General features: G+C 67.9%; 9 protein-coding genes and 1 tRNA gene. 9 read left to right on the top strand and 1 reads right to left on the bottom strand.

The window, feature by feature from the left end:
• Window positions 1–3 precede the first annotated feature (3 nt).
• Window positions 4–1,323: a dihydroorotase gene (locus ACQHGV_RS13110; RefSeq protein WP_440978515.1), complete on the top strand. Its 1,320-nt coding sequence runs from the start codon at window positions 4–6 to the stop codon at window positions 1,321–1,323.
• Window positions 1,320–1,721, top strand: a complete 402-nt coding sequence (locus tag ACQHGV_RS13105; RefSeq protein ID WP_440978514.1) for a hypothetical protein — start codon at window positions 1,320–1,322, stop codon at window positions 1,719–1,721. The genes ACQHGV_RS13110 and ACQHGV_RS13105 overlap by 4 nt, the downstream gene beginning before the upstream one ends.
• Before the next feature lie 120 nt (window positions 1,722–1,841).
• On the opposite strand, the gene ACQHGV_RS13100 is transcribed toward ACQHGV_RS13105, so the two are convergent.
• Window positions 1,842–2,603 carry a DUF1134 domain-containing protein gene (locus ACQHGV_RS13100; RefSeq protein WP_440978513.1) on the bottom strand — a complete coding sequence of 254 codons (762 nt, stop codon included), beginning with the start codon at window positions 2,601–2,603 and terminating at the stop codon, window positions 1,842–1,844.
• A 165-nt stretch (window positions 2,604–2,768) separates the two neighbouring features.
• Between ACQHGV_RS13100 and ACQHGV_RS13095 the strand changes: the two genes are divergently transcribed.
• From ACQHGV_RS13095 to ACQHGV_RS13065, 7 genes are all read left to right on the top strand, one after another.
• Window positions 2,769–2,858 (top strand) — tRNA-Ser (locus tag ACQHGV_RS13095).
• Window positions 2,859–3,152: 294 nt separating this feature from the next.
• Window positions 3,153–4,091, top strand: coding sequence for a helix-turn-helix domain-containing protein (locus tag ACQHGV_RS13090; RefSeq protein WP_440978512.1), 939 nt, complete (start codon window positions 3,153–3,155; stop codon window positions 4,089–4,091).
• A 346-nt stretch (window positions 4,092–4,437) separates the two neighbouring features.
• Window positions 4,438–11,604: an Ig-like domain-containing protein gene (locus ACQHGV_RS13085; RefSeq protein WP_440978511.1), complete on the top strand. Its 7,167-nt coding sequence runs from the start codon at window positions 4,438–4,440 to the stop codon at window positions 11,602–11,604.
• A 15-nt stretch (window positions 11,605–11,619) separates the two neighbouring features.
• Complete coding sequence (locus ACQHGV_RS13080) at window positions 11,620–12,069, top strand: hypothetical protein (RefSeq protein ID WP_440978510.1); 450 nt, start codon at window positions 11,620–11,622, stop codon at window positions 12,067–12,069.
• 183 nt (window positions 12,070–12,252) lie between these two features.
• On the top strand, window positions 12,253–13,860 hold the full coding sequence (locus tag ACQHGV_RS13075) for a TolC family protein (protein ID WP_440978509.1): 1,608 nt from the start codon (window positions 12,253–12,255) through the stop codon (window positions 13,858–13,860).
• Entirely contained in the window at window positions 13,857–15,590 is a 1,734-nt protein-coding gene (locus tag ACQHGV_RS13070; RefSeq protein WP_440978508.1) for a type I secretion system permease/ATPase, read from the top strand. Before ACQHGV_RS13075 ends, ACQHGV_RS13070 begins: the two co-directional genes overlap by 4 nt.
• Entirely contained in the window at window positions 15,590–16,906 is a 1,317-nt protein-coding gene (locus ACQHGV_RS13065; RefSeq protein ID WP_440978507.1) for an HlyD family type I secretion periplasmic adaptor subunit, read from the top strand. Before ACQHGV_RS13070 ends, ACQHGV_RS13065 begins: the two co-directional genes overlap by 1 nt.
• Window positions 16,907–16,984: the final 78 nt, after the last annotated feature.

Below are 16,984 nucleotides of genomic sequence, written 5' to 3'. Positions count from 1 at the left end.
GCCATGACCTTCGATCTGCTTCTCTCCGGCGGCACCGTTCACACCCCCGGCGGCCCGGTTCGTGCCGATGTCGGCGTGGTGGGTGGCCGGATCGTCGAGATCGGCGCGAAAGGCGATGCGGGCCGGGTGATCGACTGTACCGGGCTCGACATCCTGCCCGGCGTCATCGACAGCCAGGTGCATTTCCGCGAGCCCGGCCTGATGCACAAGGAAGACCTCGCCTCGGGCAGCCGCGCGGCGGTAATGGGCGGCGTGACCGCCGTCTTCGAGATGCCCAACACCAAGCCGAACACCGATTCGGCCGACGCGATCACCGACAAGCTGACCCGCGCCCAGACGATGTATTGCGACCACGCCTTTTACGTCGGCGCGACCAACCATAATGCGCGCGACCTCGCCGAACTGGAGCGGATGCCCGGCACGGCGGGGGTGAAGATCTTCATGGGCGCCTCGACTGGCGATCTGCTGGTGTCGGAGGATGCGCGGCTGGCCGAAGTGCTTGCTTCGGGCCATCGTCGCGTCGCCATCCATGCCGAGGACGAGGACCGGATGAACGCGCGTGCGGGCGAGCGGATCGAGGGCGATCCGTCCTCGCACCCCGTCTGGCGCGATGATGAGAGCGCGCTGCTCGCCACCCGCCGCATCCTGCGTCTGGCGCGCGCGGCGAACCGCCGTATCCATATCCTGCACGTCACCACGCCTGCCGAGCTGGAATATATTGCGCAGCATAAGGACATCGCCACCTGCGAAGTCACGCCGCAGCATCTGACCCTGGCAGGGGAGGAAGCCTATCCGCGCCTGGGCACGCTGGCGCAGATGAACCCGCCGATCCGCTCGGGCGCGCATCGCGACGGGCTGTGGCACTGGCTGAACCAGGGGGTGCCTGACGTGATCGGCTCGGACCATGCGCCGCACACGCTGGAGGAAAAGGCCAAGCCCTATCCGGGCAGCCCCAGCGGGATGCCGGGCGTGCAGACGCTGCTGCCGCTGTTGCTTGACCATGCGGCGAACGGCCGCCTGTCGCTCCAGCGCGTGATCGAGCTGACCAGCGCCGGCGCGCAGCGCATCTTCGGCATCGTCGGCAAGGGGCGGATCGCGGCGGGTTACGACGCCGACTTCACCATCGTCGACCTCAAGAAGCGCTGGACCATCGAGGATCAATGGCTCCAGTCCAAGTGCGGCTGGTCGCCTTTCACCGGCATGGAACTGACCGGCAAGCCGATCGGCACGATCGTACGCGGGCAGGTGGCGATGTGGGAGGACCAGCTCGCCGATGCGCCGACCGGTCAGCCGATCCGCTTCGAGGCGGTCGACTTCGGATGAGCGACAGCCGCTGGGTGCGCGACATCCGGGTCTATTGCCCGGTCGCGCGCCCGACGCTGGCGGCGCTGATCGCCGGCGATCCGGGTGCGGTGGAACGCGACGCCACCGCCGCCCCGCTGCTGGCGATCCTGCGCACGCCGCCGCTGGGCGATTTCGGCCGGTATCGCGAGGTGGTGGAACTCGCGATCGGCTATGAGGGGTTCCGGCCGGGCGAGGGCGCTGTGCCGACGCTGGGCGCGGTGGGCGAGGCGAGCTGGTCGCCGACCGTTATTCTGACCGCGATCTATGATGCGGAGGCGGATGTGAAGGCGCTGGCGGATGCCCTGCTCGCCGCGCATCCGTGGGACGTGCCGGTGATCGCGGTCAGTGAGCCTTATCGGTTGCTGGTGCGGGGATAGGATGGCGCGTGGCCTTCGACTTCGCTCAGGCTGAACGGCTGTTTGAGCGCAGCTCCAATCCCAACCTCCGTTCAGCCTGAGCGAAGTCGAAGGCCAAGGGAAAACCTCAGCCTCGAAACCTCAAAACGGCAACCACCGCGCCTTATGCGTGAAGTTCATATACCCCACATTCACGCCCGCACGCCAACCGACGCCCAGCCGCACCGGGATCAGCACGACATTGCCGCGCCGCAAATAGGTCGCCGCGAACCCGCCGACGAAATACAGCCGCCCCTCGGCCGCCGGGAAGCGGTGAAACAGCTCCTCGGTGTCATAGAGATTATAGACCAGCACGAACACCTTGTTCGCATCGCCGCCGATGTCGAAGCCCAGCGACGGCCCGGTCCAATAGACGGGCATCTGCCCCTCGACCTTATGCGTCATGATGCCCGAGCCATAGCGCAGTCCGACGACGAACGCGCCCGAGGCCTCGCGCCCCGCGATATAGGCGTTGGGGCGACCCTGTTCGCGCAGGATGCGCTCGATGATGCCGCCCAGGCCCTCGGCGCCCTTGCCGAACACGCCCTCGCCGGCGGCCAGCAGATCGTCACGTTCGAAGGTATCGGCGGCCTGGCTGGTCTGCGTCGCGCGGCTCTCGGGTGTCTGCGTCGTGGTGACGGGCGGGGGGGCGCTATCCTGCGGCGTCTGCGATTGCGGATAGGAGGGCACGGGGTCGGCCGGCACCTGCTGGCGCGGGGCGGGGCGCGAGGGCTGCGTCGCCAGATCGCTGTCGATTCCCTGATTGGGGTCGATCGTGCGAACCTGCGCCAGGGACGGCGAGGCGGTCGCACCCGCGACCGACAGACCGCAGAGGACCGACAGGCCCAGACAGACGAAACGCATGAACTTCAACTCCCCCGGCGAACCGATGCCGCAACGTTAACCAGTCGCCGCCTTGCAGCGCAATGAATGACACGGCAGGCTCTAGTCGATTTTCTATGAAAAATCGCGCGCAGACCCGGTTGATTGCCTCCGCCGGCCCCGCTATAGCCGCACCTCGCCGCAGCCGGAGACGTGGGTGAGTGGCTGAAACCAACGCTTTGCTAAAGCGTCGTACGGGAAACCGTACCGAGGGTTCGAATCCCTCCGTCTCCGCCATATCGCGCCTCTGAGCGTCAGTGCGGCTCTTCCAAATCGACAGTCAAACGCTCAGCTTTCCTACCTGCAAACCGCATGGCCACGCCGGCCGTGCCAAAACGATGCTGCGCCGTCTCACCGTCCGGCTTTGCTTCGGGATCGATCCATGGCAGCAGCCTGTGTTAATAAACGGGGTGAATGAGCTGAGGGGATGATGCTCGCGGCGCGCATGGTTGGGCAGTGCGCGGCGAGTGCGTTATGTCCGATCGAAGGCTGGCGCCCCGAGGAATTCCTCGAAGGTAGCGGCCCATTTCCATGACCCAAGGCGTCCTGACCAAGTCGCTGGTGCAAACCGATGCCGTGCCGCCCGAGCGGCGCGAGGCGGTGTATCAGGGCGGCATCAACAACACGCTGGCCACCACGTTCCTGAGCCAGCCGGTCTTCGCCGATCTGCGGTCCTGTTTCGTCGGGCCGTTCCACATCATCGAACTCGTGGCGTCGCCGCGGCGGTCGGAGCGGACGGCGGCGCAGATCGCGCGCGATCGGCATGACGGCATCAGCGTCCAGCTGGCGCGTCGCGGCGTGTCGCGCGGCGAGGCGGGGCGGCGCAAGGTTCTCAGCACGCCCGGCACGGTCATGCTGCTCGATTTCGCGCAGCCCTTTTATATGGTCGACGAGGGCGAGCGCGACGTCATCAACGTCTCGGTCCCGCGCGTCATGCTGGCGGAGCGGGTGGACGATGTGCGCGCGCTGCACGGGCGGGTGCTCGATGCGGAGGACAGCGCGCTGCTGGCGGCCCATCTGAACGCGATCGCGCCCCGGCTGGAGACCATGCCGACCAGCGCCGCGTCCGTGCTGGCGGATGTGCTGATGCAGCTCGTCACGCTGGCGATCGGCCAGCCCTCGGGGCCGCCATCGGCCACCGACCGGCGCACGGCGCTGGCGCAGCAGGCGCGGCGGCAGATCGAGGCGCGGCTGGGGTCGAGCGACCTGAGCCCCGAATGGCTGTTCGCGCGCCTCAATATCTCACGCTCCGAACTTTATGCTTTGTTCGAGGAGGAGGGCGGCGTGGTGCGCTATATCTGGCGACGGCGGCTGGAGGCGGCGCGCGACGCGCTGCTCGACGCGAGCGAAAAGCGGCGTATCGGCGAAATCGCTTTTCACTTCGGCTTTTCCAGCGAGGCCCATTTTGCCCGAGCGTTTCGCAGCGCGTTCGGCAAGACGGCCAGCGAAACGCGGCGCACGCGTGGTTAATGTCTTCGAAAGGGACAAAGCGGCGCCGGCTGAACGGTCAGTCAAGTAAATTGGACGCCCGGCCAATTGCGGCTCGGTGAACGAACCTTAAAAAGATCGTCATCGGCAGGGTTCGATCGATTGGCGGTCGAGCGGTCCGGGGGAACAGGGACGAGCGCGCCGCGGGCGCGCCAAGGGGACGGAACGCCGCTGATCCGGGGGGATAAGCGGTGGTATCACAGCTTTTGACGAACGCGGTCGCATCGCAGGGTGCGGCACTGATCGCTGGCACGCGCCCGATACCGGTCGGGCGTGACCCCTTGTCGTTTCCAAACACCCGGACGCCTCGCCCTTTGGGAGACGCGCAGTGACCATCAATCTCGGCCTTGGCATCAGCATCGGCAACGGTACCAGCAACGCGAACCAGACGATCACCGGCAACGACGCCTCGAACGTCCTGCGCGGCGGCAATGGCAATGACCGGATCACCGGCGGCGCCGGCAACGACGTGATCCATGCCGGCGCGGGCAATGACCAGGTCGATGCGGGGGCGGGCAACGACCTCGTCTTTGGCGGCGACGGCAATGACAGCATCCTGGGCGGCACCGGCAACGACTCGCTCTATGGCGACAGTGGCAACGACACGCTCGACGGTGGCGAGGGCAATGACACCCTGTCCGGGGGCGAGGGCAACGACACGCTGCTGGGCGGGGCGGGCAATGACCTGCTCGATGGCGGTATCGGCAACGATTATCTCGATGGCGGTGCGGGGCTGGACACCGTGCTCGGCGGGCTGGGCAACGACACGCTGGTCTATCGGCTGGCCGATCATGGCCCGGCGTCCAAGTCATGGTTCGCGCCGCAGGATTCCTATGACGGCGGCAGCGACACCGACACGCTGCGGCTTGTCTTCACGCGCGACGAATGGCTGCGCAGCGACATCCAGGCCGATGTCGCGCGCTATGTCGCCTTTCTGAACCAGGAGGCGAACAGCGTCCTCGCGCGCGTGTCCGCCAAGCTGGGCACCAACGAATATTATGGCACGTTCCAGTTCGACGCCTTCGACCTGACGGTCAGCCGGGTCGAGAAGTTCGAGGTCATGATCGACGGCCTGCTGCTCGATCCGCGCGACGAAGCCGTGATCGCACGCGCCGATGCGATCACCACCGACGAGGATCACGCATCGCTGGCGTTCAACCTGCTCGCCAACGACTCGGTGCCCGATCAGGTGCGTTCGGTCTCGGTCGGCAATCCCGCGCATGGCACGGTGACGCTGACCCAGAATTATGCCGATCCCGCCAATCCGGTCGCCAATGTCGTCTACACGCCCAACGCGGCCTATTATCAGTATCTCGCACAGGGCGAGAAGGCGGTCGACAGCTTCACCTATACGGTGACCGATGCGGACGGCGACGTGTCGACCGCGACCGTCACGGTGACGATCACCGGCCAGAATGACGGCCCCGCGATCGTCTCGGGCCGCTATCAGGGCGCGGTGGTCGAGGATGCGGCGGCGACGCTGACCAGCGACGGCACGATCACCTTCAGCGACATCGATCTGACCGACACGCACAGCGTCAGCGTCGGTGCCGCGCGCGTCGCCGTCACGGGCGGCGTTCCGGCGGGCTTCGCGCCGGCGGGCGGCTTCGGCACGCTGAGCGCCCAGGTCGTCGAGAATACCGCCGACCAGAATGCGCAAGGGACCATCAACTGGCGCTTCACGGCCGACAATGCCAGCGTGCGGAGGCTCGCCGCCGGCCAGATCGCGACCCAGGTCTATACGCTGACCCTGACCGACAAGTTCGGTGCGACGACGACCCAGGACGTGACGGTCACGCTGACCGGCACCAACGACGCGCCGACCGTCACCGCCGCCGTGGCGAGCGGCGAGGTCATCGAGGATGCGACGACCGCCATCGCCGGCACCATCGCCTTCGCCGATGCGGACCTGATTGACACGCATAAGGTGAGCGTCGCGGCGCAAGAGGATTATTATCGCGGCCATTTCGCGACCGTCATCGACGACACGGCGACGGGCGACGGTGCGGGCAAGGTCCGTTGGACCTTCGCGGTCGACAATGCCGACCTGCAGGACCTCGCCGAGGGTGAGACGATGGTCCAGCACTATATCGTCACGGTCACCGACCAGAATGGCGCCAAGGTGGACCAGCAGGTGACGGTGACCCTGATCGGCACCAACGACGCCCCGGTCGCCATCGCCGATGTCGCCGATCCGGCGATCGAGGACGGCGCGGTCGTCACCGGCTCGGTCGCGGGCAACGACCATGACGTCGATTACTACGCGCAGCTCACCTACGCCCTGAACGCGCCGGTCGCGGGCCTGACGCTAAATGCCGATGGCAGCTACGGCTTCGATCCCGGCAACGCGGCCTATCAGGCGCTGGCCAAGGGCGAGGTGCAGACCGTTGTGGCGGCCTACACCGTCACCGACGAATATGGTGCGACCGCCACGTCGACACTGACGCTGACCATCACAGGCACGAACGACGCGCCGGTTGCGGTCGTGGACGCCGGTTCGGTTGTCGAAGATACGGTCCTGACGGGTTCGGTCGCGGCGAACGATAGCGACGTCGATCACGGCGCGAAGCTGGCGTACTCGCTGAACGCACCGGTCGCGGGGCTGACGCTCAACGCCGACGGCAGCTACAGCTTCGACGCCGGCAATACGGCGTATCAGGCTCTGGCCAAAGATGAAGTCCAGACCATCGTCGCGAACTACACCGTCGCCGACGAACATGGCGCGACGGCCGTCTCGACGCTGACGTTGACCATCACCGGCACGAACGATGCGCCGGTTGCGGTCGTGGATGCTGGTTCGGTTGTCGAAGACGCGATCCTGACCGGTTCGGTCGCGACGAACGACAGCGACGTCGATCATGGTGCGAAGCTGGCGTATACGCTCAACGCGCCGGTCGCAGGTCTTACGCTCAACGCCGACGGCAGCTACAGCTTCGACGCTGGCAACGCAGCGTATCAGGCACTGGCCAAGGACGAAGTCCAGACCATCGTCGTAAGCTACACCGTCACTGATGAACATGGCGCGACGGCCGTCTCGACGCTGACGCTGACGATCACCGGCACGAACGATGCGCCGATTGCGGTCGTGGACGCCGGTTCGGTTGTCGAAGATGCAGTCCTGACGGGTTCGGTCGCGACTAACGACAGCGACGTCGATCATGGCGCGAAGCTGGCGTACTCGCTCAACGCACCGGTCGCTGGCCTGACGCTGAACGCGGACGGCAGCTACAGCTTCGACGCTGGTAACGCGGCCTATCAAGCGCTGGCCAAGGGCGAAGTGCAGACCGTCGTTGCGAGCTACACCGTCACCGATGAGCATGGCGCGACCGCCACGTCGACGCTGACGCTGACGATCACCGGCACGAACGATGCGCCGGTTGCGGTCGTGGATGCTGGTTCGGTTGTCGAAGATGCGATCCTGACGGGTTCGGTCGCGGCGAACGATAGCGACGTCGATCGTGGTGCCAAGCTGGCGTACTCGCTCGACGCACCGGTCGCGGGCCTGACGCTGAACGCGGACGGCAGCTACAGCTTCGACGCTGGTAACGCGGCCTATCAAGCGCTGGCCAAGGGCGAAGTGCAGACCGTCGTTGCGAGCTATACCGTCACCGACGAACATGGGTCGACTGCCACGTCGACGCTGACGCTGACGATCACCGGCACGAACGCTGCGCCGGTTGCGGTCGTGGACGCCGGTTCTGTTGTCGAAGACGCGATCCTGACTGGCTCGGTTGCAACCAATGACAGCGACATCGATCGTGGTGCCAAGCTGGCGTACTCGTTGAACGTACCGGTCGCGGGCCTGACGCTCAATGCGGACGGCAGCTACAGCTTCGATGCCGGCAACGCGGCCTATCAGGCGCTCGCCAAGGACGAGGTCCAGACCGTCGTTGCGACCTATACCGTCACCGACGAGCATGGCGCGACCGCGACGTCGACGCTCAGCATTGCCGTCACCGGCACCAATGACGCGCCGACTGCCGTCGCGGACACGGTGAGCGTGGTCGAGGACAAGATCGTCACCGGCTCACTGGCGACCAATGACGGCGATCCGGATCATGGCACCGTCCTGACCTATACGCTCGACGCGCCGGTCGCGGGTCTGACCCTGAATGCCGATGGCAGCTACAGCTTCGACGCCGGCAACGCCGCCTATCAGGCGCTGGCCGAGGGCGAGGTGCAGACGATCGTCGCCGGCTATGGCGTATCGGACGGGCAGGGCGGCACCGCCGCCGCGACGCTGACCATCACGGTCACCGGGCGGAACGACGGCCCCGTCGCGGTCGCCGACACGGCGGTCGCGGTCGAGGACAGCGCGAAGGTGACCGGCAATGTCGGCGCCAATGACAGCGACGTCGATCACGGCGCGGTGCTGACCTATGCCGCGACCAACACCGTCGCCGGGCTGACGATCAACGCCGATGGCAGCTATGTCTTCGATCCGTCGAACGCGGCCTATCAGAACCTGGCCGCCGGCGCGACGCGGGTCGTCACCGGCACCTATTCGGTCACCGACGCCTCGGGCGCGGTCGCCAATGCCAGCCTGGCGATCACCGTCACCGGCACCAACGACGCGCCGGTCGTCGGCAATGTCGCACTGCCCGGCAACGCCACGGTCGTCGCCAACCGCCTGGTCAATGGCGATTTCAGCGATCCGATCGCGCTGAACGGCTGGACCGTCAGCACGGCGTCCTCGGGCACCAGCTCGGTGTCGACCTCGACCGCGACGGTGCAGCGCAACACCAGCATCATCCCGGGGGACAAGGATGTCGCGGCGCTGCGCTACAGCGCGACCGTCCCCACCGGCTATGGCACCGGGCAGGGGCCGAGCATCACCAGCACCGCCTTTTCGGGCAATGCGGGCGACACGATCCGCTTCGTCTATGTCCTGTCCTCGGGCAGCGATCAGGCGATCGGCACCGGCTATATCCGCGATGCGGCGACGGGCGCGATCGTCCAGACCATCTTCGACTATAAGGTGCCCGTCATCGGATCGACCGGGGTCCAGACGGTCGAGCTGACGCTGGCCCAGTCGGGCAACTACACGATCGACTTCCGCGTCGGCTCCTATGATGCGACCGGCGGGCGGGCGATCGGCGCGACGCTGTATATCGGCACCGCGCAGATCATCCAGACCGGCATCACCGAGGATGGCAGCTTCGCCAACCCCAATGGCCGTAACCTGCTGCTGACCCAGGCGACCGATGTCGACACGGGCGACGTGCTGACCGTGCCCGCCTTCTCGACCACCAGCGCGCAGGGCGCGACCGTGGTGATGGCGGCCGACGGCACGCTGACCATCACGCCTGCCGGTTCGGCGGCGGCACAGGCGCTGGCGCTGGGGGAGACGGCGACCGACACCTTCACCTATCAGGTCTCGGACGGGCATGGCGGACTGACCAGCGCGACGGGCAGCTATACGCTGGTCGGCCAGAACGACGCCCCCGTCGCCCTCGCCGATACCGCGGCGGTGGCCGAGGATGCCACGATCAGCGGCAGCGTCGCAGCAAACGACTATGACGTCGATCATGGCGCCAAGCTGAGCTTCGCGCTGACGGCGCCGGTCGCGGGGCTGACGCTGAACGCCGATGGCAGCTATGTCTTCGACGCGGGCAACGCGGCCTATCAGGCGCTGGGCGAGGGCGAGACGCGCGTCGTCACCGCGACCTACACGGTCACCGACGAGAACAAGGCCAGCGCGACCCAGACTCTGTCGATCACCGTCACCGGCACCAATGACGCGCCGGTCGCGGTGGGCGACACGCTGCGGGTCAGCGAGGACGGTGCGACGGTCGTCACGGCGGCGACGCTGACCGCCAATGACAGCGATGCGGACAAGGACACGCTGACCATCACCGGCGTCGGTGCGACTGGGACGATCGGCACCGTCGCGCTGGTCGACGGCAATGTCAGCTATGCGGCGGGCAGCGCCTTCCAGTATCTGAAGGCCGGCGAGACCGCGACCGACAGCTTCACCTATACGGTGTCGGACGGCCATGGCGGCGTGTCGACCGCCACGACCATGGTGACGATCACCGGCGAGAATGACGCGCCCAAGGCCGCCGACGACACGCTGTTCGCATCGCCCGGCGTTGCAGCGACGGTGGCGGTGCTCGCCAACGACTCCGATCCGGAGGGCGACGCGATCACGGTGCAGAGCGTGACCAACGGCGCGCACGGCACGGTGTCGATCAACAGCGACGGCACGCTCAGCTATACGGCGGCGGCCGGCTATTCGGGCAATGACAGCTTCACCTATACCGCGACCGACGGGGCCGGCCTGACCTCGACCGCGACGGTGGCGGTCGTGGTCGGCGTGCTCGACCATGACACGGTCGGCAACGACGTGTTCCTGCAGGGCAATTATATGGAGATCGGCGTATCGAGCGCGGGCTCGCTCGGCACCGCCAGTGCCGCGCCGGCCAATTATCACCCGACCAACGGCGCGCGCCGGATCTCGTATGTGGTCGACACCGATGGCTGGAATGCGGGGGCGGCGCCCAAGTCGGGCGATTTCACCCTGCCGGGCTCGCCGGTCGACACGATCGGCTTCGGCTTTAACGGCCGCTCGTTCATCCAGGACCAGCGCAGCGGGCGCAACGACATCGCCACCACGACTGTCGACACGACGGTGGGCACGACCCTGTCGACCACCACCACCGGCACCGCCAGCTATAATGGCGGGACCATGGCGGTGAAGCAGGTGATCGAGCTCGACGCCAACGCCACCTATTACAAGACCACGATCACGGTGACGAACACCGGCAGCTCGACCCTGAGCGATGTGCGCTTCCTGCGCAGCTTCGACCCCGATCAGGACGTCGACAAGGGCGGGTCGTTCGCCACCTATAACGACGTGCTGTCCAACCCGACGGCGGGCAACGCACTGGCGATCTCGCGGGCGACGGGGCCGATGTCGGGCGTGTCGGTCAACCTGTTGTCGTTCGATGCCGCCGCGCGCAGCTCGAACTATGGTTTCGCCAATTACGACGTCTATGCCGGTTCGGCCTATGCCAATCCGGTAGACCGCAACGGGACGATGGCGGACGAGGCGATCACCCTGGCCTTCGGCTTCGGCAATCTGGGCGTCGGTGAGACGATGACCAAGACCTTCTACACCAGCCTGAACGGCAGTTCGGGGGCGAACGACATGCTGATCGGCGGCAACGGCAATGACGTGCTGAATGCCGGTGCGGGCGACGACATCCTGCTGGGCCTGACCGGCAACGACACGCTGACCGGCGGCACGGGCAACGATACGTTTGTGTTCACCAAGGGCAGCGGTGCCGACACGATCACCGACTTCACCGGCGGCGCCGGGACCAGCGACGTGATCGAGTTGCGCGGCATGGGCTTCACCAGCTTCGCCGACGTCAAGGCCTCGGCCTTCCAGGCGGCGGACGGGGTGCATATCGATCTGCACAATGGCGACTCGCTGGTGCTGTCGGGCGTGTCGCTCGCCTCGCTCAACGCCGACGACTTCCTGTTCGCCTGAGCCGGAGGCACCGTCATGGCATGGATTCCGTCGAACATCTTCGGGCTGGCGGGGCGGTCGGTGGCCGTCCCCGTCGACAGTCTCTGGGCGCCGCGCGAGGAGGACGGGCCGATGGCCCTGCCCGAACCGGCGGCGCCGGTGATCCGTCCGGGACGTCCGCAATGGGCGGATCATGAACTGATCGCGCATGGCGACGGTGCGGCGGCGATCGATCTGGCGCTGCTGCTCGGCGCTCAGGACGACGTGCGATCGGATACCGCCGTTCCTCAGGTCGCGGTCGAGGGGACGGCTCCGGCACAGGCGGTGATCGTCTCGGCAGTCGCGGAGGATACCGGCGATTTCGCGCAGGTTCCGCTTGCCGCGTTCCAGGCGGCGGACAATGCCCGGATCGATCCGCACGAGGCGTTCACGATGCTTCTGCCCGAGCAGGTTGCGATGGATAGCGGGATGTTCATGATCGTCTGATAGAAATGATCCAAACTCGGTTCGGGGGAGCCGCACCATGGTCGGTGCGGCTCCCCTCGGCCGTTTGCGGCGGCCGGGGGGCCGGCGGGGCTTTCGCCGAACAGGGTATATGGGGTGGGTGCGCGTAGGATGAGGGGGTGTCAGCAAAGGGCCGGAACGGGCGGCCGCGCCATATGGCGGGCCATGCCGATGCTCGTCATCATGGCCACGTCCGCCACCGCGCAGACGAACGGCGCGCCGGGCCCGTCGCCGCTGCAACAAAATCCCCAGATCGGCGCGACGCCCACCCGCCTGCCGCCGTCGCCGACGCTGGCCCCGGCGGGCGACCCGGCATCGCTTCCCGCACCATCCATCCCGGCGGGGTCGCCGGTGCGCATCGGTGGCATGCCCGCGCCGCCCGCCGCTCCGATGGCGTCCCCGGCCCCGGTGATCCCGCGCAGCGGCCTGTGGGTGCAGAATGTCCCCGGCGGCCTGCCTGCCCCCAGCGAAGACCCGCTGCGTATCGATCCGGCGACCGATCCGATCCTGCGACTGGCGCAGACGCAGACGCCGCTCGACGGCTTTCGCCGGGCGGTCGCGCAGGCGGTCCGCCGCAATCCGTCGCTCGCGGAAACGGCGGCGCAGGCCGAGGAGGCCGCCGCCGCGCGCGACGAGGCGCAGGCGCGGCAATATCCCACCGCCGATTTGTCGCTCTCGACCTTCAAGATCGTCAGTCGCGCCTTTTCCAACGATCCGGGCAATGTGCTGGAACGCTCGCGCCCCGACAGCCGGACCGATGGCCTGATCCGCATCCAGCAGCCGGTGGTCGACTTCGGCGCCAGCAACAGCCGCATCGCGGCGGCCGAGGCGCGGATCAAGGCGTCGATGGCCGGCCAGGACGATGTCAGCGCGCAGATCGCGCTGCGCACGATTTCGGTCTGGTACAATGTCTATGGCTATCGCGCGCTGGTCCGGCTGGGCGAGGTGTTCGCCGAAAGCCAGCGCGATCTGCGCGCGCGGACTCAGGAACGCGTGGGGCAGGGCTATGCCGCACAGGGCGATGTCGCGCAGGTCGACAGTTATGTCGCCGCCTCCGACGCGCAACTCGCCGATTTCCGCCGCGCGCTCGCCAATGCCGAGGCGCAATATCTGGGGCTGGTCGGCGCGCCGGCCCCCGCCGATCTGGGCCGCGCCCCCGTGCTCGACGCCGGACCGATCGCGGCGACAGGCCTGCGCGACGACATCGCCGTCCTGCCGACCGTCCGCGTGGCCGCCGCGCAGGCCGGGGCGGCGCGCCGCGATGCCGATGCGCTGCGTTCCGACCGACTGCCGCAGCTGACCGCCGGGGTCGATGCCGGCCGTTACGGCGTGATCGAGAATCGCCGCGACTATGACGTGCGCGCCAATCTGACGCTCAGCATGCGGCTGGGCGGTGGTGCCGCCGAGCGGGTCCGCCAGGCCGAGGCGCGCGTGCACGGCGCCGACGCCCGGCTCGACCGCATCCGCCAGGATGCCGAGCGCGACGCGCGCATCGCCCTGTCGGACATCGCCGCGCTCGAGCAGGCGCGGACCGCGATTGAGCGCAACTATATCGCCAGTCGCCAGTCGCGCGACGTGCTGGCCGAACGCTTCCGCGTGTCGCGCGGGACGCTGTTCGATCTGCTGTCCGCCGAGAACAACTATTTCGGCGTTGCGGCGCGCTATATCCAGGCGGTCACCGAGCTGGATACCGCCCGCTATGTCCTGCTCGCCCGCACCGGCCGCCTGTTGCGTGCCCTGCAGATCGATCCCGCCACGATGGACACGCCATGACCCCGCCCGCCGACATGATCGATCACCCGCGCCCGCGCTTCGCGCCGTGGCTGCTCGAACCGATGCTGCGCAACCGGCGCGTCTATCTGAAGGTCGCGCTGGCGGCGGCGATGATCAACCTGTTCGGGCTGATCACCTCGCTGTTCACGATGACCGTCTATGACCGCGTCGTGCCCAACAACGCCTATGCGTCGCTGGTCGCGCTGTCGATCGGGCTGCTGATCGTCGTCGTCTTCGACTTCGTGCTGCGTATCCTGCGCGCCTATTTCGTCGATCTGGCCGGTGCCGACATCGACCATGACATCGGCACCCGCGTCTTTCAGCGGCTGGTCGGCATCCGCCTGGACCTGAAGCGCGGCTCGACCGGATCGCTGACCGGCATGATGCGCGAGTTGGAGACGCTGCGCGACTTCTTCGCCTCGGCGACGATGACGGCGATGGTAGACGTGCCCTTCGTGGTCGTCACCCTGGTCTTCATCGCGATCATCGGCGGCGCGGTCGTCTGGGTGCCGCTGGCCGCGATCCCGGTCGTCATCGGCGCCGGCTGGCTGACGCGGCCCGCGCTCGATCGCCTGTCCGCCAGGTCGCTGAGCGAGGGGCAGAGCAAGCAGAGCGTGCTGGTCGAGACGGTCGGCGCGCTGGAGATGGTGAAGACCAGCGGCGCGGCGACCCTGCTGGGCCGACGCTGGAGCAAGGCCAATCGCGCCCATTCGGACAGCGCGATGCGCCAGCGGCTGGTGTCGACGATCGCGACCACGGTCGCCGCCTCGGCCAACACCCTGTCCTATGCCGGCACCGTTGTTGCCGGCGTATTCCTGATCGCCGATCACCGGCTGACTACCGGCGCGCTGGTCGCCTGTTCGATCCTGTCGGGCCGCGCGGTGCAGCCGCTGGCGCAGGTCGCGACGCTGCTGACCCGCCTGTCGGCGACGCGCACCGCCTATCGCCAGATCAACACGATGATGGACCAGCCGACCGAGGGACCGCAGAACGAGGCGTTGAAGCCTGCGCGCTTCACCGGCCGGATCGAGTTGCGCGGCGTCGAATTCCGTTATCCCGGCGCGGCGGAAAAGACGCTGGACCGCCTCAACCTTGTCATCCCGGCGGGCCAGCGGATCGGGCTGCTCGGCCGGGTGGGATCGGGCAAGTCGACGATCGCGCGGATGATCCTGGGGCTGTATCCGCCGCAGGAGGGGCTGGTGATGATCGACGGCACCGACATCCGCCAGTTCGATCCCGCCTATATGCGCGCGCGCATCGGCACCGCGCTGCAGGAAAGCGTGCTGCTGAGCGGCAGCGTGCGCGAGAATATCGTGCTCGACCGCCCCGGCATCGACGATGCCGAGATGCTGCGCGCCGCCGAACTGAGCGGCACGCACCAGTTCATGGGCCAGCTCGCCAATGGCTATGACCTGATCCTGGCCGATCGGGGCGAGGGCCTGTCGGGGGGGCAGCGCCAGTCGATCGCGCTCGCCCGTGCGCTGGCGGGCAGCCCGCCGGTCGTGGTGTTCGACGAGCCGACCAGCGCGATGGACCAGCAGACCGAGGCGGCGCTGATCGACCGGCTGGCCGGCGAATTGGAGGGCCGTACCTTCGTCCTCATCACCCATCGCCCGGCGCTGCTCCGCCTGGTCGAGCGTATCGTCGTCATCGACGCCGGCCGTGTCGTCAATGACGGGCCGCGCGATCAGGTGCTCCAGCAACTCCAGCGTCCGCGAGCCGTCGCCTGATGTCCGCCACCGATACCGCCGAACCCCGCCTCGAGGATTATGTCGACCGGATGCGACCCGGCCGCGCGTCCAGCCTGCTGCTCTGGCTGATCCTGGCCTTTGTCGTGATCTTCATCCTGTGGGCCAGCCTGGTCCAGCTCGACCGGACGATCCACGCCTCGGGGCGCATCGTGCCCAGCAACCGGTTGCAGATCGTCTCCAATCTGGAAGGGGGGATCGTGTCGGCGATCCTGGCGCATCCGGGCGACGTCGTGCGGCAGGGGCAGGTGCTGGTGCGGCTCGACCAGACGCAGACCGGCGCCGAGCTGGGCAGCAGCGCGATCACCGTCGATGCGCTGACCGCCAAGATCGCGCGGCTGGAGGCCGAGATCGCGGGTCGCGAACCGGTCTATGGCGCGCCGGCCAATGCGGCGATCGCCGAGCAGATCGGGATCGAGCGCGCGCTGCACGCCGCGCGCATGGCCGATCTCGCCAGCCTGACCTCGGCGGGTGCTGCGCGCGAAGCCCAGGCGCAGCGCGCGGTGGTGGAGGCGGAGGCCGCCTATCGTTCGCGCCAATCGGCACGTGATGCTGCGCAGCGGCAACTCGACCTGATGCGCCCGCTGGTGGCGCGGGGGATCGAGCCGCAGGTGTCGCTGATCCAGCTGGAGAATGGCGCGGCCGTGGCGGCCAGCGATGCCGAACAGGCGGCGGCTACGATCGCCCGCGCCCGCGCCGCCGTGGCCGAGGCGCGCGCGACCCAGGCCCAGGTCCGCCAGGCCTGGCGCGCGCAGGCGGGGACCGATCTGGCGGCGGCGCAGGCGGAGATGGCGGCGCGCCGCCGCACCATGCCCGCGCTCGCCGCGCGCGACAGCCGCGCCGTCGTGCGCGCACCCGTGACGGGCCGCGTCAACCGGGTGCTGGTCTCCACCGTCGGCAGCAGCGTCGCGCCCGGCCAGCCGATCGTCGAGGTCGTGCCCAGCGCCGACGCGCTGACCGTCGAGGCCATGGTCACGCCCAAGGACATCGCCTCGGTCCATATCGGCCAGCATGCGCGGATCAACGTCACCGCCTACGACTCGGCGGTCTATGGCGGGATGGAGGGCGAGGTGGTGACGATCAGCCCCGACGCCACGGTCGACGAACGGACCGGCGAGAGCCATTACACCGTCCGCGTCCGGGGGCGGGCCGACAGCTTCCGCGACCGCGAGGGCCGCCGCCTGCCCATCGGTCCGGGCATGACCGCCGACGTCAACCTGCTGGGCGACCGCCGTTCGGTGATGGCCTATATCCTGACGCCCTTCACCCGGCTGAGCGAGAGCGCCTTCCGCGAATAGCGTGACGCGTTCAGGCCGCACCCGACCGGAGCGAGGGACGTGATCCCGCTCCGGTCGGGCGCGTGGAATATTTTCCTT

This window comes from Sphingomonas pseudosanguinis, from assembly GCF_052056765.1.
Taxonomy (GTDB): domain Bacteria; phylum Pseudomonadota; class Alphaproteobacteria; order Sphingomonadales; family Sphingomonadaceae; genus Sphingomonas; species Sphingomonas pseudosanguinis.
This window is presented reverse-complemented; position numbering and strand designations above follow the sequence as displayed.

Bases quoted from the DNA above. Each gene is read 5' to 3' on its own strand.
- ACQHGV_RS13100 (WP_440978513.1), bottom strand. From the start codon at position 2,603: ATGCGTTTCGTCTGTCTGGGCCTGTCGGTCCTCTGCGGTCTGTCGGTC.
- ACQHGV_RS13110 (WP_440978515.1), top strand. From the start codon at position 4: ATGACCTTCGATCTGCTTCTCTCCGGCGGCACCGTTCACACCCCCGGC.
- ACQHGV_RS13080 (WP_440978510.1), top strand. From the start codon at position 11,620: ATGGCATGGATTCCGTCGAACATCTTCGGGCTGGCGGGGCGGTCGGTG.
- ACQHGV_RS13070 (WP_440978508.1), top strand. From the start codon at position 13,857: ATGACCCCGCCCGCCGACATGATCGATCACCCGCGCCCGCGCTTCGCG.
- ACQHGV_RS13090 (WP_440978512.1), top strand. From the start codon at position 3,153: ATGACCCAAGGCGTCCTGACCAAGTCGCTGGTGCAAACCGATGCCGTG.
- ACQHGV_RS13065 (WP_440978507.1), top strand. From the start codon at position 15,590: ATGTCCGCCACCGATACCGCCGAACCCCGCCTCGAGGATTATGTCGAC.
- ACQHGV_RS13105 (WP_440978514.1), top strand. From the start codon at position 1,320: ATGAGCGACAGCCGCTGGGTGCGCGACATCCGGGTCTATTGCCCGGTC.
- ACQHGV_RS13075 (WP_440978509.1), top strand. From the start codon at position 12,253: ATGCCGATGCTCGTCATCATGGCCACGTCCGCCACCGCGCAGACGAAC.